This window comes from Paenibacillus sp. UNC451MF (assembly GCF_000686845.1).
GTDB lineage: Bacteria > Bacillota > Bacilli > Paenibacillales > NBRC-103111 > Paenibacillus_S.
The window spans coordinates 1-24414 of record NZ_JMLS01000045.1 but is presented as its reverse complement, the minus strand read 5'-3'; the positions used below and the strand labels follow the sequence as shown (position 1 = coordinate 24414).

Here is a 24414-nt window from a genome sequence, read left to right as displayed (position 1 = left end):
GAATTGGAAGTAAAGCTGGATGAACTCATGTAAAGCAAGTGTTGGTCATGAAAGGGATTGGCCGGGACACCATCGCTGGCTTTCTAGCTGAGGTAGGAGATATTGGCCAGTACCGACATCCAAAGCAGATCACGAAGCTCGCTGGACTGAACTTGAAAACAAATTCATCTGGCACACACAGAGGACAAACGAGGATAACAAAGAGGGGCAGGAAACGCCTGCGTGCTTTGCTCTTTAGAGTGATGATGCCGCTAGTCGCTAAAAATTCAGCCTTTCGAGCCCTGCACGAGTATTACACTAAACGTCCTGTGAATCCATTAAAAAAGATGCAGTCTCTCATCGCGTTATCTAACAAGCTCATACGCATCCTTTTCGGTATATTAAAGAAGGGCAATGAGTTTAGTGAAGAAAAGATGATCCGAGATATCCCTCAATTTACGGAGATACCACAGGCAGCTTAATGATCGCTTTTTTGTGATGATGACCTAGGCAGAGCAAGATAACAAGAAGCACGGATGAGTCGGAAAGGCGCTATCCTTACGGACGAAGATCCTGTCGGGCAGCATATCTGACCTCCACCTCATGGACAGGTTGAATGAAGGAATGTGAGAGCGTAGACTCTGCGAGATGTGGGAGGGTTGACCACCATGAGTACATGTGGAGATCCAAGGTGCGACCATACTTTACCACAATAACCACTATTTACAGTTGATGGTTTAAGTGGAGAGCTTTTTGCACCAACGCATACCCATATATTTCTTCACCTACAACTTAATTCCACTAAAAAGTTATTCTGCTAAGAAGTAAATATGGTCTAAATATGAGAAAACGAGAGCATTTTAGAGCTAAGTGATTCTCCATAGAGGGAGTTTAGTTGTAATCAAGGATAGTTCAACATTAAGGGCTCACACTGGCCGTCATCAAAAAATATTGGAAGGAAAATATGACTAGATGTTGAAATAAATATAAATCATTATTTCATTGGGGGAATTATGAAGAAGCTTATTAAGGAGGAAGTAAAAAAGATCGTAGTGGACAACTATCCGTTTCTTTGCTTGAAAATCGGCGAATCGGATTTACGACGTAGCTGATTTTGCTTTATTCACGAATATAGATTCGCTCACCCGTATCTGGATTGTGGTAAACCGCTGCTTCTCCCGTGTAACGGGATCTTAGCTAACTTCCTCCGTACGGATAAACCCATTGGGAATAACCCCAGACTTTCTTTTTTGTAACGTTTGTCATATAAAAGCACAGATAAGATAATGATCACGAAGACGATAACGACCAGAACGCTATAGTAACCAAGGATCCAATTCATTCTCTGTCTTTTCAACCACTACGGCGGTGCCGTATGCTACGATTTCGCCCATCGTTTTCCAATTTCCCCGAAATCAAAGCGGACCATCACAATGGCGTTCGCGCCCATTGGTTGCCCGTCACAGTTTCTGCTTTTTTCATGTTATCGTTTATGGAGGGATTACCACCTTCGTCCCGTTATTCTCTAACTAGATCAATGTCAATCCCAGCACATTCTTTTTGGCATACGCTGCAACACTCTTATTGATCCTTCCCATTGCGGGAAAACTTGTAGACTGGCACGGGGAGACGGAAGTCATTATTCCTGCCTTCGTGAGTGCTGAGTCGGTTACTTTTTCCTTGTTGCTGTTCATTTTCTTGGTGAAACGATTTATTGAGGAGCTTGGGGTATGGAAAAAAATCCCACTCATAGAGCGGGATTATAATTCAAATTATGCGTGAACAGGTTCCGGCCGCTTGACTTGAAGAGGAGGAGGGATTAGCCAACCCTTTTCCTTGCTCATTTGGAGTAATCGCAGGCCAAATGCTGTTTTAGTAAGATGATACTTAGCAAATAATGCTCCAATATCTTCTCTAACTGATTGACCCATTGCTTGGCTACAAGCAACTAGTCCAAGCGATGTATCTGCTGAAATTTTTGCAGCTATCTCAGGATCGGTAAATCTTGCACCAGCAGGAATATCTTCAAGTTTTACTGGTGGTCTCTCAGGCATCGTAGGTGCAGATGCAATGCCATTATCAGTGAGTAATGTATCACACTCTTTAATCTCGAGTTTTGCCTGATCAATAAGATCATCTAATACCTTTTTAAGCTCTTTATCTCCACAGTGATTTAAATACGCTTGATAGCAGGAAACAGCGCCTTTTGCTGTCGTTGAGGCCATCCATACAGCGTGAATTTCACCATAATGCATTGGTTCATCTTTAGGATTACCACTTAAAATACCCATTTTTAAATTATACTCCTTTTCATTCTTAGATTATTTAAGCAGATTTAATATGCTCAGCAACACAGAAATAATGCATTATTCAGATTTTCTATTTTTGTAAACACTTCAAGGAAAGGTGCTGAGAATGAGTGAACACAATGTCATTTCGGGTTAGTGTCTTCCGCAGCTCGAAGGAGAACCCTCTCATCTGAAAGCAGAGGGTTCATAAAAAACTTGCTCAGGTACGATCCCGGTCGCGGCTTCTTAATCCGAACAAGCCTGTTAAGCCAAGCAAGCCGAGCCAGCCCCAATTAGACTTATTACCATCAGTTGCGGCATTTGTTCGGTAGTTATTCGCATTCATATCCATATTAGGTCGACCTGTTCCGTGGCTGTTCATTTGATTGTTATCCATTGTGATCATATCTACTCGACTTGATTGTTGCGCTGAGGCTGGGGTTGACAATACGGATAACAGGATTGTAATGGCGAAAAGTTATTGAGCAGGCTGAGAAACTTGTTTATGTAGCTGCATTTCGGGGTGAGCTAAAGCCTTTCGTAATTTTACCGATTTGCTCAGATACCCAATGGAAAGTTGGAAATGTAAATTTTTGTCCTCGTTGCGACAAGAACATAGTGGAATATTTAAATGATGATCCGGAATTCGCCATTAATAATGAGTATTTTGCTTGTCCTGCATGCGATGCCGCTTGCGAAGTTTCCATCACGGTTCATGGCTGACTAGTATATGTTTTTGTGCTTAGATACATTACGGTGAACCGTATCACAAGTAAAGGAGTTTTGTTGAACTAACGGGTACCGATAGTTCAATCAGACATGACGGCAGCCGGCTAAACGATCGGTTGCCGTTTTCGTTGAAGTAACGAACAGATTAGTTTAATGGGTTAAAGAGAAAATATGGTAATCTGTATTTAGACATTTTAAATCATGAGGAGTTAAAATGATGGGAAAAGTTAGTGCTGTAATACAAGATCCATATTTTGAGCAGCCCTCTTGGATATCAAAAGTTGAATACAAGGAAACCACTTATCTTTCCAGATTTTCTACGTCGGAAGATGCCGCCCTGTTTTTGACGTTGGTTTGCGGGTATAACAACATAGAAGTGGATAGAGAGCCTGCTGAGGTATTAAATGAACTTATAACCTTTGATGAAATTGCATTAAGTGGTGGAATAGCCTTTGAGGATAAAAATAAAGTAATAGTTCCGAGTTGTTGTTGTGGGCTTGAGAATTGGAGAGACGTACTTGAAGCGGTCCAAAGCAAAAAGGATATATGGCTTGGTCATGATCCATTCCCCACTTTGGAATACTTAAATGATTCGGTAAGAGTTTGGTCTGACGATTATACTGGCACATTTAGAAAAGATTTGTCGGAGCGAGAATTACAGAAAATGTTTTATATAGAATACAACCGGAAGGATTTAATTATTAAGCTACATGCCATCGAGACGGATTTGTTGGAGTTTTATAAGCATTCATTGGAAAAGGTATTATGCATGACTGAAGATAACCTTAAAGAAATGTTATTTCTGAAATATTGTAGGTGGTTCAATCTGAAGGTAAGTTAAAAATGATTAAACTCCCTCAGTAAGATTCAGTTTTCTCACGAATGCTCGCTTATTCGCAGGATTTGGCCCTTGCCATAAATGCGGAAAGATAGTAAGAAAGAACCTTTTTAAGACCGGGACAACATGAATGCGTGAGGAAATAGAAGGGGATGTTGCAACCCCATATCTTTCCATATACTGCACGCTTGCTCCACGCCGCCCCTGGAGGTTTTCACTCCCATGTCTCAACGGGTCATTGCCCTCTCATTCCTTCGTTACGCCTGTCCAAGGGGTGGAGGCCGGTCTTGCTAACGGTACGGGTCGGTGCCCTTTGGTTTAATGGATCCGGTACTCCGTGCTTTCTTTTGAAATCCCGCGAATAAGCCAAACTTCGTACAACATAACAATTAGATAAACTTTAGCTGCTAGCTGAAGTGGCATTGTTTTGTGAGGATTGTAAGCTTCACGGCTTCGGGCCATTCCAACGAGAATCCGGGCTAACTTACCACATAGTTTCATGAGAGACCTCATTTTCTTCATCTTTTTAACCTGTACATTGTGAGCGTGCAACGCTTTAAATTCTGGATTGTTTGCAACCAAACTCATTGTCATTAGAAAGATGAAACGTCGGAGTCGGGACCTTCCACGTTTACTAATTTTCATCTGTCCGGTCCATTTACCTGAACTTGCTTCTGCCAGATTGAGGCCAGCATGACGCAGCAGGGCGTTGCCATGAACAAAACCGCTTAAATCCCCGGCTTCGCCAAGAACACCAGCGAGTGAAATGGCGCTAATCCCTTTGACAGCAAGCATTGCTTTAGCGAAAGGAATGCGGTCTAACAAGGCGATTATCTCTGCCTCTACTGCTTTTAGCTGCTGGCAAGCAAGGTCGTATTCATCGAGTAGCTGCTTTAAGTGAAGCTTGTAGGCATGCGTGGCTTGTTTAGAACCTACAGAGCTGCTAGCAAGAGTGATAAGAGCTCGAGCTTTTCGCTCACCGGAATGACGCTTCATCAGTGATTTCCAGCCTTCAATGATGTCTTGAGGCTGTAGTTTCCGGAGTTCTTCAGGTGTAGGGAAAAGACGAAGCGTGGCCAACGAACCTGTACACATCAGGCTCTTAAAGACCTGACGCAACTCGGGGAAAACAACGTCTACCCACCGATGAATTTGGTTTTTAGCACTAACGAGTCTCGTCACGATAGAATCGCGGTTTGAGAGAAAGACACGCAGCTCTTCAAAGGCCTCAGGGGCGTTGCGGACGAACGAGTAGTAGCCGTTTTTGACCATATCCGCAATGACTAGCGCATCTTTTTTGTCGCTCTTGGACGGAGTGTTGTCGCGGTTTTCTTTATTCTTTTTCACGAGATGAGGATTGACGATAACGACTTCAAAATGATGCTCGGAGAGCCACTTGGAGACGTTAAGCCAGTAATGCCCGGTTGGTTCCATACCGATTATGGCTGCAGTTAAGTTATGCGCAGCTTGAAGGGACTGGATCCACCGAAGGAGATTGAGAAATCCGTCTTCATCGTTCGAGAAAGAAAGTGGATGGCCAATTGCGATTCCACGAAAGTTAACGGCGCGTGCGACATGAGTTTGCTGGGCGATGTCGATCCCGACAACAAGGTGCTGAGCGGTAATATTTTCAATGAGTTGATTTTGTTTCTCCTGAGCTTTAAACTTCATAGTAGAGCGACCTCCTGGATGATGGGATTTAAAGGGCTATGACCCGTTACGTACTCCCATCGTACCGAGGCGCTTTTCTTTTTTCAAAGACGAAATTAATCCATCTACAGGAATGCTGACGGGTACGATAGTGTAATCGTTCTAGGAAGCAGTTTACTATCGCAACTGCTCCCTGTTTTCATTAAGCTAAAGGGCAGAAAAACGCAACTTACCATTCCTTTGAATCACATGGATGTTGGCTGTACCTAATTTATACGTGTTTGCAACTTCCAGTACATTCTCCTCGTCAAATGGATGTAATTTACATTTGAAGGGGAGAGGACGAATTGAAAAAACATTTTATTGCAGGTGCGATGTGTGGTGCCTTCGTAATGGCAACAACTTCTATATTTGCTTCGAGTGCAGTTGAAGCAACAATCTTTCCAAGTAAAGTTACTTTTTTTCTAGCTAACGGACTCTACAAAGAAGTACAACTACAGGAAGGCGAAGAGGTGCTTAACTATAGCAACAAGGCATATGTACCTCTTTGTTTATTCGCTGAGAGCAGTAGTGCTCTTGTAAAATACACACAAGCCTCTCCTGAGACGGATAACAAACATATTATACATATTCACTATGATGCTGAAGAGGCTCTTTTAGAGCAAACTTCAAATGCAGCTGGTAATAAGCCACTTGAGGACTCAAAGGAGCTGCAGCTACAGGATATGCTTGTTTCACTTCTACTTCCGCATATGAAAGAGAAGCTTGCAGAGGTATACTCAGATGTAATTTCAATCCCACCAGTTGTAAATCCAGATTCCGTAGATGTGAAGAGCATTAAAAGGGTAGCTGCTTTCCGTGGTTTTGATTTTTTAATCACAATAGATGCTCAACCAATAGTCGGCCCACATATACCTGTCGGCGAAGATGTACTTACATATCGGATCTCGCCGGCTGGAGTTGAGCTTAAAAATTTTGAACATCTTAGAGGACCTAATAAGGATGACTTCCTCCCCAATTACCAAAATCTTTTGAAGTAACGGGTACGATAGCGCAATAGTCACCATCACGAGGCTGCCGTTTTTGAACGGCAGCTTTTGTTGTGTTAACGGATGGGATTTCTGGAATACAGTCATGCGTTTGCCGATCAGAGCGATCGGATGTCCTTATTGTTGAAGTAACGGGCAGCAGTTTACTTTAATACTCCTTCTAAATAAGTTCGGTCTATTCTTACCGTGAATAGACGCTCAGAAATGACTGCAGAGCATGCGTACACTCGGGACGGGTATTCATTCGCATTCTTACATGGAAATAACTTTCTCTCCGATTCTAGTCCTTTGAACCACATGTACAATGTCCGGGGAATTTCTATTTTGGTTTTTATAGAGGATTACACAAACAGAATGTAGAAGTATCATATTTGAGCCTTTTATTTTGGTTTGCAATCAGCGGAGGACTTACACATGACAAATAGAAAAAACAATAACTTTCGAGTTGCAATATTAGGCAATAGTGATGCCGTAATGTCACGAGTTGCAAACGCTCTTCTTGGCTATACACTGCTACCAGCGAATAATATTAAGTATAGCCGTTTCCATATTTCATACGGAGATCGGCCTTTTATGCGGCTAAGTAATCCATCTAATCGATTTGAACCTGACTATGTACCACTAGAAGAAATCCCGACAAAAGATGCTAGGATTCTCCCGAATGATTTTAGTGAATTACTAAAACAAAAGCTTAGTTTGGTATATCGTATTGGACAACATGAATTAGGTGTTTCCTATGACGAAATAACCATTCACTGGAAAAGTGATTTTATTTTACAAGGTGTAGACCTCATTCTCCATGGCGGAATGGAATTTAGCTCCATGCACAAATGGTTTAAAAGTTCTTCTAATGAGGATCTCAGAAGAATCGACTTTTACAAGTTGAACGATTTGTCCGATGTCGACGTAGTCCTATTCTCATTAGATATGGATTGGAAATATTCAAAGGATGATACTTCACTAGATTCCATATTAAAAAACTATTATGGCTCAGAAGATATCTTATTAGAATATATTGAAAAGCTTAAGGGTATGGGATTTGGCTGTAATAAAAAACCGATATTCTTTGTTTATGATACATATCAAGGGAAATCAAACAAGTTACATATACTAAGTATTTACAATAAAGTAATCAACAGAGCGTACGAATTCCCTTCTATCTTTGAAATAAATTCTCACCATGCACTTCTAGCTAAGCAATTAATCCACTCATTTATTGGAATTTCCGATATTCAAGCAGAACAAAACCTTGCTTTCTTTGATAAAGATGGCAGCTATATTACGGCACAAGACTTTAGACCCCAGCATACTCAACGTCTTCTTCAGATTAGTCAGATTGGAGAGCTGGAGGAAGCCATTACGATGCTATCTGAAGCTCGAGAACCGAAAACTTCTCGAAATAAAGATTCCATTCCAAGACCGAGCAGAGAAACTCGAGTTCCTCCAGAGCAATCCAACATTCACGAACTCATTCAAGTACTCCCTGAACAGTTTATTGATATGATAAAAAAACCGGATAAACCTAATAGAAAAAAAAGAAGCAAAGAGACCGTACCATACGCGAACCTGGATATTGAAGGTTTAGTACAATCTATTTCCGAAAAAGTCGTTAGCACCATAAAAGAGGAGCGTGTTATACCAAATCAACGGCCACTGAAGAACCATGAAATTCGTGAAGTGTTCAATGCTGCCCTAAATGATGCACGTGAAGAAATCAACATAGTTAGCCCATGGATTACTAGGAAGGTCGTAGACGAAGAGTTTGTTCGCAGGATCGAAAGAGCATTAAAGCGGGGCGTGTGTGTGAAGATCGTCTATGGGATTAGTGAGCCTTCAATTCAGCAAAACGGTAGGACCGATCAAACGGCAGAGATTGCAGATATTCTGCAAAGAAAATTTAAAAAGTTTGGGGATTTATTTAGGATGAAATACGGTCAGACCCATCACAAACTACTAATTTGTGACAATCGGTTTTACGTGGAAGGTAGCTTTAACTTCTTATCTTTCCGAGGAGAATACGACGAAAACACGCGATCTGAAGGAGGCACTTACTCAGAAGATCGGGAAATGATTAGGATGAAGAAGAGTAGTTGGTTTGATTTTTAGTTGTATTAATATAAGGAGCTGCCGAGTAATCATTACCTTTTTTATGAAGGAAGACAAGGGGATCCTTGCCATGAAGTACAGGGATCCTCTCGCGAAAAGACATTAAATCCATGTTTTTAAATCGGACGGTACTGTGCTGGCAAGGGATTGCCGCTACCCCCTCGCGACAGCTGTCCTGCTCCGTTTTCCCTTTTGCGGACTAGTTTATATTTCTATTGCCGTTTTAACCATCTTACATATTGAAAGGTGATTAATAGTGAGAAAGTTGTTATTCGCAATTATATTGATCGTAATGATCGCCTGTCCTCTACTGCAACCGGCCGAAGCCGATGCGGCGAGTACAATGTTCACTTCCGTTTCTTCACAGCTGAGCACGACGTTAGCGCTTGATGCCGGCGGTCACATTTGGGCTTGGGGCTCTAACTCATCCGGCCAATTCGGCGACGGAACATGGAATTCGTCTTCTACGCCCAAACGGATTACGGTTACGGATAGCGGAACGGAAGTGCTGTTCAAGGAAGTGAAAGCGAGCTTCAATACGGCTCTTGCTTTGGATCGAGATGGGAATTTATGGTCGGCCGGCACTGACGGGCAAGGCCAGTTGGGACTTGGAGCGACCGTTTCATCAGCGCCTGTCTGGACGAAAATCAGCGTGACGGAAGCGGGCTTGCCGATCTTATTTAAGAAGGTCGCCGTCTCGCGCTATTCCGCCGCGGCCATAGACCAGGACGGGAAGCTGTGGGTATGGGGTCTCCGGACAAACGGAGCCGGAAATTATTATAACCCAACCAGACAACCGGTAAGCAGAGGCGGCATCCCCGTCACCTTTGAAACATTGGAAATGAACGATGAGAACGGGATTGCGATCGATTCCATGAATAATGTGTGGAATATTATGTTTCAACTGATCAATCCGTCGATGTTTATAGTCCAGGATGGTGGTGTAGACGTTAAGTTTAAAACGATCGCTGCGGGGTCTACCTACGGAACGGGTTATTACTTTAATACGGCGATAGATATGAACGGGAATATATGGACATGGGGCTGGGAGGCCGTATCGTATGAAGGGCAGCTCGGAGATGGGCAGCTAATGGGAGCAAGCGTACCAGCTGTGTCGGCTCCTGCCAAAATTTCGGTGTCGGATAACGGGAGCCCGGTCCATTTCGAACGAATCGCCGCCGGGAAGAAGCACGTGCTGGCGCTGGACGATAACGGGAATATGTGGACGTGGGGGCGCAATACTGCCGGGCAGTTAGGGGACAACAGCACAGTAAACACGAACGTCCCTCACAAGGTTCCGATAACGGATAACGGGGCCTCTGTCCAATTCTCGGATTTATGGGCCGGTTATGATGTTTCCTATGGACTCGATGCGAACGGCCGGTTATGGTCATGGGGGACTCAAGGTTTGCTAGGCGACAATACGTCTGGCGGCGGAATGCAGAAGGTGCCGAAAAGGGTGTACATAACCTCGCAAGCATCGCTAACTGCATCCGTAACAGCTTCTACGTATCTTCAGCCCGTAACGCTTACGGCTTCAATCGTCGGCGCCCTCGACACGCCAACTGGAGCGGTGGAGTTTAAGGACGGGGCCGCTGTGCTGGGCAGCGGGACTGTTGCCGCGGACGGAACGGCTCAATTCTCCGCTTCGACTTTGCAAACCGGTATTCATTCTATTACCGCCCAATACAAGGGAGACGATATTTATTTGGCTCACATTTCAGGAGCTGTCAATATTACGGTAAGTATGCCGGCTGCACCTTTCATAACGATCACGCCGTCGGTGACCGCCAATACGTACGGTCCTGTGACGTTAACCGTGGCAACCCAAACGTACGGGAGCGGCAACTCGCTTACCGGGTTGAAGTGGCTTCCGGGTAATAACAATGCCGCAGCATTTGTTAGCGCGGGCAACTATATACAGGCATCCTCAAGTTTCGAAGCCGTCAACAATGGGACTTATACGGTGTATGCTAAAGATTTGGCGGGCAATGCGACGGTACAAACGATTCAGATAACAAACATTAACAGCGCGCTTAACCCGGCAACCGCAAGCTTCGATAAGTATGCGGCATCCGCGGGGAATGCGGATGTGACGACAGCACTGACGTTGAATGGCAGTACACTCTCAAGTATAGCGAACGGGGCGGCTTCGCTTGTAGCCGGAACAGACTATATGATTTCGGGCAGTACGGTGACGATATCGAAAAGCTACTTGCAGAATCAGCCTTTAGGCACGATCACCTTGACGTTCACTTTCAGCGGAGGAGCGTCGCAGACGCTTGCGATCGCAATTACCGACACGACGCCGGCGAACAGTGGAATCAATCCGACTACCGCGAATTTCGACAAGTATTCGGGCTCGCCTGGGAATACGGATGTGACGACGGCGCTGACGTTGAGCGGCAATACACTGACCGGCATAGCGAACGGAGCGGCTTCGCTTGTGGCCGGAACGGACTATATGGTTTCGGGCAATACGGTGACAATATCGAAAAGCTACTTGCAGAAGCAGCCTGTAGGCCCAACCGTCTTGTCGTTCACTTTCAGCGGTGGAGCATCGCAGACGCTTGCGATCGCAATTACCGATACGACGCCGACGAACAGCGGAATCAATCCGACTACCGCGAATTTTGACAAGTATGCGGGCTCGTCTGGGAATACGAATGTGACGACGGCGCTGACGTTGAACGGCAATACGCTGACCAACATAGCAAACGGAACGGCTTCGCTTGTGGCCGGAACGGATTATACGGTTTCGGGAAGTACGGTGATGATATTGAAGAGCTACTTGCAGACGCAGCCTGCTGGTCCGATCAGCTTGACGTTTGCATTCAGCGGAGGGGCTGATCAGACCTTGACGGTTACGGTAACTGATTCGACTCCTGGCAGCAGTGCGATTAGTCCGACCACTGCAACGTTTGATAAATTTTTGTACAGAGTGGAGAATGCGGATGTAGTAACGACATTGACGTTGAACGGCAATACGCTAACCAACATAACGAACGGAGCGTCTCCTCTTGTAGCCGGGACGGATTATACGGTAACGGATGACACAGTCATGATACTGAAAAGCTACTTGCAGGCGCAGTCTGTAGGCTCCATCAACCTGACGTTCGCGTTCAGCGAAGGAGCGGTGCAGACGCTTGCGATAACGATAACCGATTCGACGCCGAGAAGAAACAATTCCAGTTCCTCCAGCTCCGGTTCTGAGCCTGCTGCGGAAACGGAACAGTTTGCGATCGTGGTCGATCCCTCCATCGGGGTAGTAATCAACGTCGATTCATCAGCTTTGGTTATGGAAACAGCGACGGATGGAACGAGCGTTCAGAAGCTGGCTCTCCCTGAGCACATTTTGAATCAAGCTGCGGAACATCTTAAGGATTCCACTAAGGCAATCATTATTATTAAAGTGGCAGATACGGAACGGTCTATGCAAGTACAGCTCTCCGGGGCATCCGTCGCAGCTATAGCGAGCGCGTTCCCAGGCGCCGATATCGAAGTCGAGCTGAGAGGCTCCAGCTTGCAGTTGAAAGCGAGCGTAATTGACCTGGAAGGCATAGCCAAACGCCTCGGTGTGGCCGTTTCCGATCTGAAGATCATTACGACTATGGAACAAGTAAGTGATTCCGTGCAAACGGAGCTGGAGCGGCTTGGCACAAGCGCGCGGTTCCGTTTGGCAGGAAGCGTCGTCGACTTTCATGTGAGAGTCGAGACGGTGAGCGGGCAATCGGTTGAGATACGGGATCTCGGCGGCACGTATATGGTCCGTGCAATCGTATATGATGCAAGTCATGCAACAGGCAATGTGATAGCCGTCCACTATGACCCGCTCGCCAATACCGTTTCTTATATTCCGACTCATTTGGCCACGCGAGATGACGGCAAGAAGGAAGCAGTCATGAAGGTGCCGCATTACAGCATTTACGCCGTCATCGATACGGAAGACCGCAGTTTTGCTGATCTGAACGGCCATTGGGCGAAACAAGATGTAGAGCTGCTGGCATCGAAGCTGATCGTAAACGGCGTGACGACAGACCGGTTCGTGCCGGACGACAGCATTACGCGGGCGGAATTTGCATCGCTGCTCGTTCGCGCGATGGGTTTATCGATGGAGCATGACGCCGCATACAACGGTTTTGCCGATGTCACCGGTACGGCTTGGTACGCGCCTGCTGTCGAAACAGCCGTGAAAGCCGGGCTGGTTAACGGAGTGACGGCGGATCGGTTTGAGCCGACTGCGCGGATTACACGTGAGCAGATGGCGGTTATGATCATCAGATCGTTTGCTCTTGTTTCCGGTAAACTAAATTTGCCGGGGAACAGCCAGTCGTTTGCCGCGTTCGCCGATCGCGAATCGATCTCTTCCTGGGCACAGTCTGCTGTCGCCGGATCGGTGGAAGCGGGAATTATCGCCGGTATGGACGGCGGACGTTTCGAGCCGCAGCAGTTTGCAACCCGGGCCCAAGCCGCAACGATGCTGAAGAGATTGCTGCAAAAGGCAGATTTTATCGAGTAGTCCGCCTTTGCTGCGTTGCATTGTTTGTTTTCTCCCCGAAGTAAGGGAAAAAGCGGTTGATTTCCGGCCGTGACACGTGCTACAGTGGAAATAATTTCAAACGTACGGGGGAAGCACCTCGCGCCTGAGTAGGCTACGGGGTGCTTTTTTGCGTTTGGAGCCAAATTAGCGGCAGGGGGCTGTTTGTATGAATGTATGGGTTGTTGTGAACCGCGAGCATGGACTGACCCGGAAGGGAACCTGGTTAATTCATTTTCAATAGTGACTTGCGGCCCTAATGATCTAATGAAAGATATCCACAACAGAATGCCAGTGATTCTTAAACCTGAAAATGAAGCGCTGTGGTTAGATCGTGGATCGCAGCAGCTGTTACTCTCTTATGGCAAACTCCTTTTAGCCAGGTTCTGCTTATAATTATTGCGTGCATAGTCGGCATGATATTATATAGAAAAGTGGCGATTCCGGAAACAGCAAACCTGTCTGTTCCCATTAGTCGCAGCTTTGCGGTCCTATGTTTGGCAGTCTTCTTTGGAATTCTGATTCTGCTGCCACTTCTACTACAATTTGTTGTTGCTGATTGGCTGTCATATGGACAACTGCGATATTGTCCCCTATTGATTTTGCCTTGGCTTCAATTCTGTTTTTGATGCTCGTTTTCTGGAAATTGCCTCCTTGGGTTGTTGTTATTGCGGGTGCCATTGGCGGAATTGTGATTGTACTCGTTTAACTGAAAAGCACCGGAATAAAATAACATATTTTGCAAATGATATAGCATGTTTGAACAAACGTTTATGAAGGGTGTTATGAGATAACACATGCTATCGAAAAAATCTTTTCTTTTCTCACTATTAATATTCACCTTAATGTTAATGTCTGGAAATCATGTAGGAGCCTCCGAGATGTCCGAGGATAAGGATCCATCGGTAATTAATGAGATTCGGAACGGTGGATACATCCTCTACATGAGGCACGGCGAAGTGACTGTAGGGCAAGATCGTCCGAATGTGAGCTTTAATGACTGTAGAACCCAAAGAAATTTGAGTGAGGAAGGGAAAAAGCAGGCCCAAACGATTGGACAGCTTTTAACAAACTAAACATTCCGATTCAATACCCAGTATGGGCAAGTCCTTATTGCCGTAATTGCATTAGCTGTGGATTCCATTGCATTCTGCATCAATTTGTTCTTATTCATAAATGTCCATTTCATAACATTGACCTGGATTTTTGGTGTCCAAAGTGTAGACTTCAAAAGTCACCTACAAATCCGCTGGATACCATTTCTTCATTTGTTACAAGATTACAAAAAGATGGTAAAGCAGTAAAAGTCAGCCCTTATGCCTATATGCATGAAAATTACGGCATGCTAAACACTATCCGTGAAGACATCATTCGATACGCTTTTTCTATGTTCGAGAACAATGAAAAATGAAGTAAAATATGTAATCCTAAAAGTCGTTCAAAAAGAATGTATATTTATGCATGCGCAGATAAAAGGCTTAAATATTTTTTCTAACGAATTTTGCAATAAACCGCTAATTTTGCAACGGTGAGCCTCAAATTCTAACAAATTCTGAAACAACAAAAACGGAGCGCCGCGGGTTTGCGGGCTCCGTTTTCTAATTAATTTTGGAATATCACACTCGTTTTGACCTCGTGCGTAACCCCATCGTACTGAGGCGCTCGTTTTTGTTCAAATACCAAATTTTTCGTTTTACAGGAATTCTAACGAGGAACGTTAGTTCAATGAAACAGCGACAGTCTAGGACTTTATTTTCTCGTCCTTGGCTGTCGCTGTTTCAATTTCTAAGTTCAGTCTAAAACTTATTTTATGGAGTCTGACGGTATGACAATTCGAAAAATCGCGTGGAATAAAGACATCCAGTCTAATACTTTATTTTCTGCTCACACTTTGAAGCAGTTGCTTTAAATGGTATAGATAGTGATGGATTTCGTTTGAAATACAACTTGTCTTATGAAATGAATGAAGAATCAGTAAACAATTGTGTCGAAGAAATCTTCAAGTTTATTTTGACGGAAGGTTTTGATTGGCTTGAGCATTGGATGCACCCTGTAAGATTACTAAATGAAGAAAAATCACCAATTAATAGAATAAAGACGGACTATCTTAATTTCCAATCGGGTGGTATTAAAAAAGAGGATCTAAATTTATCAAGGATGCTCTTAGGAATCAAGGAATAGATCGAAGATCAAATCAGAGAAATTGAGACCTCACATAACACTGCATTCGCACTGCGTGTCGGCTTTGCCGGTCCCTTGGTCTCTCCCTCCGGGGAGGATTTGTTAAACTAGTCGGTCAGCACGACCAGCTGCCGTTTTCTCAATTACTTTGGCAGGATATTCGATGAAATAAAGGGGCAAAAATTTATGAAATCAAGCGTGAGGGGCATCAGTTTTGAGATATCGAATGAGTACGGTAAATGGCTTGTTAACATACTGAGGCCGATTGATTGCAAAAAGTATACATGGGTTATTGGATCAGGAGAAGAATATAAACATCAAAACAATGATTTAACACCGTTATTTCCTGATGAAGTAAGCACACTCAGTCAGAATTAATGTGTTAAAATAATGGAAAGAAAATTTAAAGGAGAGTATACACATGATCGTCGTTACGACCGAAAACATTCCGGGATTTAAAGTCAAAGAAGTCAAAGGAATGTGCTTTGGACTGATTGTTAGGAGTCGCGGGCTTGGCGCTGACATCAAAGCAGCATTCAAAGGTTTGGTGGGAGGCGAAATCAAACAGTTCACTTCGTTGCTAGAAGATCTCCGGAAAGAATCCATGGACCGCTTGGTACAAAACGCTCAGGCAATGGGCGCGAATGCCATTGTGATGGTCCGCTTTGATTCAGGAGAAATTGGAAAATCAATGGGTGAAATCGTAGCATACGGCACCGCCGTAGTGGTTGAAAAAGATAGAGAATGAATTGGATCCTAGGCTATTATGGCGTTCAGTTAGTTATTGTTCTGATGATCATTATCTTATCTGTGCTTGTCTATGACAAACGCTACAAAAAAAGAAAGTCTGGGGTTATTCCCAATGGATTTATCCGCACGGAGGAAGTTAGCGTAGATCCCGTTACGCATGAGAAGCAGCGAGTTTATTACAACCCGGATACAGGTGAGCGAATCTATATTCGTGAATAAAGCAATTCTAGATCAGCAGTTAAGCGGGCACGTTAGGTTCAATAAAGGACTCTATACAAACACGATCAAGGAGCTGCGGCGGCGGCTCCTTTGACATGCTCACAAAATAACTGATTTTGTATATATGTCGCTTATACCAGCTGATAATAATCCAGAAAGCAAGCAGAACTGAAAACAGTAAAGGAGCAGCCGTAGCTGCTCCTTTGACTTGCTGATGAAAATTCTTACATACTAAATGATAATGACCACAAATTGGAGTAGTTTCTACCATAAGCTATATACACATTGGTAGTCGTGTTGCCCCTTTCGGGTTCATTGTCATACCGGGAAAGACGATGTTATCATCGGAGAAATGTTATCGGCACATTCGGCCAAAATGGCCATACGAATCGTTGCCCCTTCCAGATTGAGGCCTCACTCACTTCAACTGTCCATCAACGCCTACCGCTAAACCGTTTGATCGCTTCCTCTGTCACCGGCGCGAAGAGGTTAACCAGATTGCCGTCGGGGTCGCGAAACAGCACAGCACGGTTCCCCCACGGCATCGTGGTTGGTTCCTTTACCCACTCGTCGACAAACGGCTTCAAGCGCTCGTATTCGGCATCGACATCGTGGACGCGGAACTCGATGATGACAGTGTGATTGTCGGCCGCCACTGCGGAACCAGCGCCGAACAGTTGCACCGTCTGGGAGTGGCCGATCGCCAGGGTGCACGATGGCACAATGAGTTCGGCAAAGACGGGCGCAGGGCGTTCCGCCGAAACACCCATGACTTTCTCATAGAACTCGACGAGACGATCCACGTCGTCGGTAATGATGCGTACAGAAGCAAAATTCACGAGATACCATCCTTCCTATAATAAATGATACAATACCGTATCAAATCATTTTGGGTCAGAATACTTCGCATTTATCTCCCACTCCTTTATGTTTACTTACTCCGATTATAAAAAAACGCTACTGACAACAGTATGTCAGTAGCGTTTTAACATTTTTTTGGCTTCCTCCCGAATTCGATTTCGGAATGCGTCAGTACACGATATGGATGTTGCCGCATTCCCCGATCTCAACCTTGGTGTAGCTGTTCAGCAAGTCCTTTCCGGTCGAATAGCGCTGGGTGTTGACGGACAGGATAGTTGAAACTGTAAATCCGTGTCAGAGCAAACGCTATTGACAAATCAACTACTACGTGTTACTTTATAGCAGTAGTAAGTATCACTTCATACCAGTGATACAGAATAGCAAGAGGTGATTGTGCTGGAAAATCTAACGGAAATGCTCAAAGGGGCGCTTGAGGGCTGTGTCCTTGAAATAATAAGCCGCAAAGAAACCTACGGATACGAAATCACGCGGCGGCTGAACGCCCTCGGCTTCACAGATGTTGTGGAGGGAACGGTGTACACCATCCTGATCCGGCTTGAAAAAAACAAGTTGGTGGAGATCACCAAGAAGCCCTCCGATATGGGACCGCCGCGAAAATTTTTCGCGATCAACGATGCGGGGCGCGAGGAGCTGCGGAGGTTCTGGGAAAAGTGGGAGTTCGTATCATCAAAAATTAACGAGTTAAAGGAGAAAGAATAATGAATTTTTGGGAAAAAATCACCGGCAGCGACATGACTAAAGAATTTAAGACTTTTGAATCGCGAGTCAAAAAGCTGCCGGCTGATTATCAAGCGGCATGGGAAAAAATTAATGTCAATCTTTGGCCGCACTCAGATTTCACCGGTCGCAACCTCATGCCAATTCTTGACGGAGTGCTTGGCCTGTTGGAAGAAACGGCGGCGGACGGTCAGAGTGTCCAAGAGGTTTTGGGTGACGATATCAAAGGCTTCTGTTCAGCGCTGGCCGGCGAAGAAGGGGCGAAGTCTCTTCGCGACAAGTGGCGCGAGCAACTCAACAATAACATCGCTAAAAAATTAGGTAAATAGGAGGAGGATAAAATGAAAATACGAGATATCATCGAAGGTAAAAAAGAGTGGCGAGCGCACGTGGCGCGTGTCAAAGCGCTCCCGCAAGATTACCAGATTGTTTATAAAGAGATTCAAAAATATCTTTTTAAGGTTGGCCCTCTTGAGCTAACCGAGGGGACGGGTTTGCTCTCGGGGATTATCGATCTTTTTGAAGAGGGAGCGGCCTTGGGGAAAGGCGTGCTCGAAGTGACGGGCAGTGACGTAGCGGCTTTCTGCGACGATCTAATCAAAGATTCAAAAACTTACTCTGACATCTATCAAGAATCTGTTGGCCAAGAAGGTAACAAGGCCATGAAAAAGGTTACGGATAAAGAAAAGTAAAAGGGGGATGTCGGGATGGAAAAAGCAATTGAAGTGAAAGGTCTGCGAAAGTCTTTCAAGAACACAGAAGTCCTAAAGGGTGTCGATTTTGAAGTGAAGCGAGGTGAGATTTACGCCCTGCTTGGCTCCAACGGCGCGGGCAAGACGACGATTGTCAGAATCCTCACCACGCTGCTCAAACAGGACGGAGGCACCGCCGTCGTAAACGGATTTGACGTCGCGTCAAAACCCGAGAATGTACGGTGTGCGATCAGTCTGACCGGGCAATTTGCGGCGGTGGATGAGGTTTTGACCGGGCGGGAAAATCTGATCATGATTGCCAAGCTGCGGCATCTGGATCATCCGCGTCAAGTTGCGGACGATTTGCTGAAACGTTTCGGTTTAACTGACGCGGCCGACCGTAAGCCATCTACTTATTCGGGTGGTATGCGCCGCAGGCTCGACATCGCCTTGAGCCTTGTGGGAAAACCGCAGATCATTTTCCTCGACGAGCCAACCACCGGGCTTGACCCCGAGGCGCGTATCGAGGTTTGGAAGATTGTAAAGGAGCTTGCCGACGGCGGCACGACGGTATTCCTGACCACTCAGTATTTGGAGGAAGCCGAGCAGCTTGCCGACCGAATTGCCATTCTGCACGAGGGCATGATTATCGCCGGCGGTACGCTCGCGGAGCTGAAAAAGCTGTTCCCGAAAGCGAAGGTAGAGTATGTTGAAAAGCAGCCGACATTGGAGGAAGTATTCCTCGCAATCATCGGTAAAAAGGAGGCCATGTAAATGGAGGCGGCAAAAAACCATTTTTTCAGCGACATGAGCGTTATGCTTGGACGTTCCATGCGCCATATTTTCCGCAGTATGGACACCATCCTCACGGTCTGTATCACTCCGATTGCAATGATGCTGCTGTTCGTTTATGTGTTTGGCGGCGCAATTGAAACCGGTACGGATAACTATGTGAACTACCTGTTGCCTGGCATACTGCTTATGGCTATTGCTAGCGGGGTGGCTTACGTGGCTTACCGCCTGTTTATGGATAAGCAACGGGGCATCATTGAGCGGTTCCACTCCATGCCGATTGCGCGTTCCACTGTCCTATGGGGGCACGTGCTGACCTCGGTGGTATCCAACGTCATTTCTGTTGTCGTCATCATTCTTGTAGCGCTCATTATGGGTTTTCGCTCGTCGGCTGGGGTACTGTCTTGGCTTACCGTAGCCGGTATACTCGTGTTGTTTACGCTGGCTTTGACTTGGGTCGCGGCCATTGCCGGACTGTCCGCAAAAACAATGGAAGGTGCAAGCGCCTTTTCCTATCCGTTAATCTTCCTACCGTTTATCAGTTCTGCCTTCGTGCCGACCGACTCGATGCCGAAAGTCGTTCGGGCCTTTGCCGAAAATCAGCCGGTGACATCTATCGTAGAAACCATCCGTGCACTATTGTCAAGTCAACCGGTAGGCAATGATATCTGGGTCGCTTTAGCGTGGTGCTTAGGGATAATGATCGTCGCATATCTATTTGCGGTGCGCGCATACAAACGAAATTCAGCTTAATGTTTGTATGCATTGATAGTGGTCAACAAAAACATCAAGTACAGGGCCCTCCACATTGTCAAAGCGCTAGCTTCACCAGTTTTGCTCGTTGAGATTGAGGCCGTCGCAGCGAAGTGATGTACTATTACTCCTTTTATATCGAAGTAAGGGGATTTATACATTACCAGGGAGCAGACTACCACGGGTGGCTTGTTCTCTTTTTATTGAAGTAGGCGTCAAACCGTGGATGCCGTTAAGCTCCCTCAATATGATGTAGTTTTCACACTCTAGCTCATGAATTCGCAGGATTTCACCTTTAGTTATTTGAGAGATAAGAGAAACAGAGCATGCGGTAACTAGTTGTACCCTATAAGGGCATGCGGGAACAGAAGGGATGTGAACTCGCCCAGATTATTCCATATTATGCACGTCTCCATGCTGCCCTTAGAGATTCTCGCTCCCATGTCTCAACGGGTCTAAGCCCTTTCATTCCTTCGTCACATCTAACTAAGGTGTGGAGGTCGGTATTTCTAACGGAATGGGTCCGAGCCCTTTTGCGTAACGTCTCCCGATACTCCGTGCTTCTTATCCATCCTGCGAATACATCAACTGGTGAAGAAACAGTTCTTAAGCTACTGGAAGAAATACTTTTGTAGAGTTGTATACTTCATTGCTCTTAGCCAGCCCGACTAGCATTCTTGCCACTTTACCGCATAATTTCATAATGGATTTCATTTTTTTAAACTTTTTCACTTGGACATTGTAATGGTACAGGGCTCTGACATCCGGATTGGTCATGACCATGCACATCGTCATAAGATAAAGGAAGCGGCGCAAACGTGGGCGTCCGCGCTTGCTGAGCACCATTTTTCCACGCCATTTCCCAGAGCTGGCTTCAGCCAAGTTAAGTCCTGCATGACGTAGCAGGGCATTCCCATGTGTTTACCCACTTAGATCACCTGCTTCCCCCAACACACCTGCTAAACTGGTTGCATTTAAGCCTAGAATCGCAAGCATTTTCTGGGCATAAGGGATGCGTTCAAGAACAAGCTTAAGTTCATGTTCAATAAGCTCAAGTTGGCGCGTCGCCAAATCGTATTCTTCAAGAAGCTGACCCAAATGCAGCTTGTAGGCATGTAGAGCTTTTGTAGCACCGACGCTGCGTTTTGCCAGTGCAATGAGCTGCTCAGCCCGCCATAAACCGGCATGACGCTTTACATACTGCTTCCAACCGGCAATGACTTGCTCTGTTGTTAGACGGCTAATGTCCTTCGGAAGAGGAAATAGCCTTAATGTAGCAATGGCACTTGTACAGGTAAGGATTTTAAAGACCTGCCGAAGTTCGGGAGACACGATATCTACCCAGCGATGTATCTGGTTCACTGCGCTGTTAAGCCGTTTAGTAACCGTATCCCGGTTGGCCATCAGGATCCGCAGTTCTTCGTATGTCTCTGGGTTGAAACGTACGGGAGAATAGTAGCCGTTTTTGATCATGTCTGCGATGACAAGAGCATCTTTACGGTCGCTTTTTGACGGGGTGTTGTCGCGATTTTCTTTATTCTTTTTGACAAGATGGGGGTTTACGAGAACAGCCTCAATGCCTTTGTTTGTAAGCCAGCGCGCAAGGCACAGCCAGTAATGGCCAGTGGGCTCCATGCCGACGATAACTTTGCTCAACTTGTAAGACTTAAGCAGATCTTGAATCCAACGACTGAACAGCCGAAAACCTTCGTCATGGTTACCAAACTCCAATGGAGTTCCAAGAGCAATGCCCCGGAAACTGACTGCACGAGCGACGTGACTTTCCTGAGCAATATCTACGCCGATGACCAAATGTGAAGAGGAAATGTTTTCAATGAGTTGATTTTGCTTGTCCTGAGCCTTAAACTTCATAGTAGAGCGACCTCCTGATGGGCTATTTGAGGCTATGACCTCGTGTGCAACCCCATCGTACCGAGGCGCTCGTTTTTGTTCAAACGCCAAATTATTCATTTTACAGGAATTCTAACGGGTACGTTAGTTAGTTCAAGGGCAGCCGAACAATCAACTGTCTTTTCTACGCTAAACGGACAGCTACTTTTTCGAAAGTGGTTGGTACCTTTTTGAAAATATTTAAAAGAGGAAAGAGAAAAATGAAGTATGCCGAATTACGAAGAGAACTTCTTTTTTACAAACCCATTTACTTGTCATGGCTGATGTTTATTGGGTGAATTTGAATTGGAGGTCGTTGAGATTTCTGGTAGGACAGTTTGAAAAAGAATATGAGGCGAAAGGACTTTCAAAAGATGAAGTTGTCCAACTAGATAGCTCAACTTCTGCATATATTTCTTCATTACTCACATTCTTCGAAAGAAAAATCCAAAAATTACAGATATACGTTTTAACAACTCCACACTTGTTATTAAACCAGCAGCTAACTTCTTTTACGGGCATTTTGATTTGATACTGAGGGTACAAAAAGATATAAAAAGCGAGGTCGATAAAGAGCATATTTCTTTATCTAAACTAAGATACCTGTACAATTATATATTTTCTATATACCTAGATACTGTTGAAGGAATAAAAAGATTCGAAGTGGTATCTAAGGAGTTAGAACATTTCTCGTAAAGATTTACATTAGTCCCAAATTTCTATTGAAACTATCGGGAAACGATAGATTCATTGAAAAATACTAAGACGCGGCTACCGGCATCAATCGGCAGTCGCGTTGCGCTAACGGGCAGGATAACGACAGTAAGGGTCGAAATCTATGATGAGTTTAAGAGGGGCAATTTTCATAAAGTCGCTCATGAGAGGAGAAGAGCAATGGCGGAGGTTCTTTTATTTCATCACGCACTGGGACTGACCAAGGGGATTTTTACCTTCACCGACGAGCTTAGAAGGGCGGGGCACACTGTACATGTTCCTGACCTATTCGACGGTCATTTGTTTACCACTATCAAGGATGGCATGGACTATGTCAAGGAGATTGGGTTCGAAGAGATAATGGAGCGTGGTTCACGAGCGGCCAGTGAGTTTCCGTACGAGATCGTCTATGCGGGGTTTTCGCTCGGTGTATTGGCGGCCCAGAAGCTCGCTCAGACCCGTGAAGGCGCCAGTGGAGCGTTGTTCTTTAACTCCTGCGTTCCGACCTCGATGTTCGGATCTCCTTGGCCAGCTAATCTGCCGGTGCAAATTCACGGCATGGACGCGGATCCCTATTTCGTTGACGAGGGCGACATTGAAGCGACACGTGAACTCGTGGCGACGGCCAATCATGCTGATCTCTTTTTGTACCCAGGCGATCAACACTTATTCGCAGACAGCAGTTTGCCGTCATATGACGCTGAAACGACGACGTTGCTGTTACAGCGTGTATTCGAATTCCTCCGGCATTTGGATGATTGAGTGTTTACTTAGGCTTTTAACGATCATTGATAATGAAATATATATGTAATTCTTGAAACATTAAGGGAAGGGAACAGTCTCTTGCATACGGGTAAAACTAGCGGGGAACGATTGCATAACAAGAAAGGAAATAATATGAAATGAAATACAAATGTAGTTGTGGCATGGACTTATCCATGATCGGCAGACTGTTCGAAATTGGGAATGAAATTAATAGTTGTAACAGCACACTATTAATATTTGTAAATTACAGAGTTGAACTAACGGAGAACGAAGTTCGCAAAAAAAACGTTATCTGCAATTCGTCTAGATCTTTAAAACAAAATTAGTAGGTGTTACAGTGAAGACTTTGAAAATAATATTTATAGTGCTTTTTTAGTACCCCTTATAGTTTTCGTTATAACTATGGGGATTGTACATTTCCTTTCTTCAATGGCTGATTCATATTCATCTACTACTACAATGAGTAGTTGTAGTACATTTTCTAACTCTGATAAGACAAAAGAAAGTTGCAGTTATAAATCTTTTAAAGGAACGAAATTATTAAAAACTATTAGACTCAAAGAAAATCAAGTATTTAATGCAGATTATAGTGTTGACTTAGTTTCGGGCGATCTGAAAATCCAAATTTTAAATGAAGACAAAATTATTGAGTGGGCAAGGGAAACAAATAACAAGATGGATGGAAACATAGAATTTAAGGCGCAAAGGGAAGGAAAGTACGATATAGTTTTGACAAGCAACGCAAGCGAAGGAAGCTATACAATGTTTTGGTATAAGTAACTTTTGGGGAATCTCAATGAAGAGACGAACATCAGATAAACCGTATTCATGCTGCGGCTCCTAGCGGAGCCCTCGGTCCACCGGACAACCTAGCTACATCGCG

General features: G+C 44.9%; 20 protein-coding genes and 3 pseudogenes. 18 read left to right on the top strand and 5 right to left on the bottom strand.

All coding sequences use genetic code 11. The features are described from left to right. Positions 1-29: 29 nt before the first annotated feature. Positions 30-461, top strand: a pseudogene (locus BP97_RS0129520) (transposase); the annotation flags it as partial. A 1290-nt stretch (positions 462-1751) separates the two neighbouring features. Here the strand turns inward: BP97_RS0129520 and BP97_RS0129510 are convergent. Further along, positions 1752-2270 (bottom strand): DUF3231 family protein, encoded by a 519-nt coding sequence (locus BP97_RS0129510; protein WP_028552336.1) that lies wholly within the window; start codon positions 2268-2270, stop codon positions 1752-1754. Positions 2271-2487: 217 nt separating this feature from the next. After that, positions 2488-2727, bottom strand: a complete 240-nt coding sequence (locus tag BP97_RS39450; protein ID WP_331281328.1) for a WGxxGxxG family protein — start codon at positions 2725-2727, stop codon at positions 2488-2490. A 486-nt stretch (positions 2728-3213) separates the two neighbouring features. Between BP97_RS39450 and BP97_RS39215 the strand changes: the two genes are divergently transcribed. Next, positions 3214-3837: a hypothetical protein gene (locus BP97_RS39215; protein ID WP_051621042.1), complete on the top strand. Its 624-nt coding sequence runs from the start codon at positions 3214-3216 to the stop codon at positions 3835-3837. A gap of 399 nt (positions 3838-4236) precedes the next feature. Here BP97_RS39215 and BP97_RS37820 read toward each other — a convergent pair. Further along, positions 4237-5505 (bottom strand): annotated as a pseudogene (locus BP97_RS37820) (IS110 family transposase); the annotation flags it as partial. A 326-nt stretch (positions 5506-5831) separates the two neighbouring features. Here BP97_RS37820 and BP97_RS0129490 point away from each other — a divergent pair. The 9 genes from BP97_RS0129490 to BP97_RS0129455 all read left to right on the top strand — a co-directional run bounded on the left by BP97_RS0129490 (position 5832) and on the right by BP97_RS0129455 (position 16326). After that, on the top strand, positions 5832-6524 hold the full coding sequence (locus BP97_RS0129490) for a DUF3888 domain-containing protein (RefSeq protein WP_028552334.1): 693 nt from the start codon (positions 5832-5834) through the stop codon (positions 6522-6524). 423 nt (positions 6525-6947) lie between these two features. After that, complete coding sequence (locus tag BP97_RS39210; RefSeq protein WP_028552333.1) at positions 6948-8639, top strand: phospholipase D-like domain-containing protein; 1692 nt, start codon at positions 6948-6950, stop codon at positions 8637-8639. A gap of 256 nt (positions 8640-8895) precedes the next feature. Next, positions 8896-13158 carry a X2-like carbohydrate binding domain-containing protein gene (locus tag BP97_RS0129480; RefSeq protein WP_028552332.1) on the top strand — a complete coding sequence of 1421 codons (4263 nt, stop codon included), beginning with the start codon at positions 8896-8898 and terminating at the stop codon, positions 13156-13158. Positions 13159-13353: 195 nt separating this feature from the next. Beyond that, entirely contained in the window at positions 13354-13572 is a 219-nt protein-coding gene (locus BP97_RS39925) for an SOS response-associated peptidase family protein (RefSeq protein ID WP_081824424.1), read from the top strand. A 485-nt stretch (positions 13573-14057) separates the two neighbouring features. Then, the gene (locus BP97_RS39205; protein WP_028552331.1) at positions 14058-14252 is read left to right on the top strand and encodes a histidine phosphatase family protein; all 195 of its coding nucleotides are present in this window, start codon (positions 14058-14060) and stop codon (positions 14250-14252) included. Between the two features lie 859 nt (positions 14253-15111). Then, a complete protein-coding gene (locus BP97_RS40805) occupies positions 15112-15357 on the top strand; it encodes a hypothetical protein (RefSeq protein ID WP_028552330.1) in 246 nt (81 codons plus the stop codon). A 186-nt stretch (positions 15358-15543) separates the two neighbouring features. Beyond that, entirely contained in the window at positions 15544-15735 is a 192-nt protein-coding gene (locus BP97_RS0129465; protein WP_028552329.1) for a DUF2691 family protein, read from the top strand. A gap of 43 nt (positions 15736-15778) precedes the next feature. After that, the gene (locus tag BP97_RS0129460) at positions 15779-16105 is read left to right on the top strand and encodes a YbjQ family protein (protein WP_028552328.1); all 327 of its coding nucleotides are present in this window, start codon (positions 15779-15781) and stop codon (positions 16103-16105) included. Then, positions 16102-16326: a hypothetical protein gene (locus BP97_RS0129455; RefSeq protein ID WP_028552327.1), complete on the top strand. Its 225-nt coding sequence runs from the start codon at positions 16102-16104 to the stop codon at positions 16324-16326. Before BP97_RS0129460 ends, BP97_RS0129455 begins: the two co-directional genes overlap by 4 nt. 434 nt (positions 16327-16760) lie before the next feature. On the opposite strand, the gene BP97_RS0129445 is transcribed toward BP97_RS0129455, so the two are convergent. After that, the gene (locus BP97_RS0129445) at positions 16761-17165 is read right to left on the bottom strand and encodes a VOC family protein (protein WP_028552325.1); all 405 of its coding nucleotides are present in this window, start codon (positions 17163-17165) and stop codon (positions 16761-16763) included. Between the two features lie 436 nt (positions 17166-17601). Between BP97_RS0129445 and BP97_RS0129440 the strand changes: the two genes are divergently transcribed. Genes BP97_RS0129440 through BP97_RS0129420 form a run of 5 tightly spaced genes read left to right on the top strand, consistent with a single transcriptional unit; the run spans position 17602 to position 20162 of the window. Further along, complete coding sequence (locus tag BP97_RS0129440) at positions 17602-17907, top strand: PadR family transcriptional regulator (RefSeq protein ID WP_269321934.1); 306 nt, start codon at positions 17602-17604, stop codon at positions 17905-17907. Further along, positions 17907-18254, top strand: a complete 348-nt coding sequence (locus tag BP97_RS0129435) for a DUF1048 domain-containing protein (protein ID WP_028552323.1) — start codon at positions 17907-17909, stop codon at positions 18252-18254. The genes BP97_RS0129440 and BP97_RS0129435 overlap by 1 nt, the downstream gene beginning before the upstream one ends. Before the next feature lie 12 nt (positions 18255-18266). After that, positions 18267-18617: a DUF1048 domain-containing protein gene (locus tag BP97_RS0129430; RefSeq protein WP_028552322.1), complete on the top strand. Its 351-nt coding sequence runs from the start codon at positions 18267-18269 to the stop codon at positions 18615-18617. 15 nt (positions 18618-18632) lie between these two features. Next, positions 18633-19391 carry an ABC transporter ATP-binding protein gene (locus tag BP97_RS0129425; RefSeq protein ID WP_028552321.1) on the top strand — a complete coding sequence of 253 codons (759 nt, stop codon included), beginning with the start codon at positions 18633-18635 and terminating at the stop codon, positions 19389-19391. Further along, on the top strand, positions 19392-20162 hold the full coding sequence (locus BP97_RS0129420; RefSeq protein WP_028552320.1) for an ABC transporter permease: 771 nt from the start codon (positions 19392-19394) through the stop codon (positions 20160-20162). It begins immediately after the preceding gene. A gap of 606 nt (positions 20163-20768) precedes the next feature. Here BP97_RS0129420 and BP97_RS37805 read toward each other — a convergent pair. Next, a pseudogene (locus tag BP97_RS37805) lies at positions 20769-22034 on the bottom strand (IS110 family transposase). A gap of 912 nt (positions 22035-22946) precedes the next feature. On the opposite strand from BP97_RS37805, the gene BP97_RS0129410 reads away from it, so the two are divergent. Continuing rightward, entirely contained in the window at positions 22947-23528 is a 582-nt protein-coding gene (locus BP97_RS0129410) for a dienelactone hydrolase family protein (protein WP_028552319.1), read from the top strand. 405 nt (positions 23529-23933) lie between these two features. Further along, the gene (locus BP97_RS0129405) at positions 23934-24311 is read left to right on the top strand and encodes a hypothetical protein (protein ID WP_156043393.1); all 378 of its coding nucleotides are present in this window, start codon (positions 23934-23936) and stop codon (positions 24309-24311) included. Positions 24312-24414 lie beyond the last annotated feature (103 nt).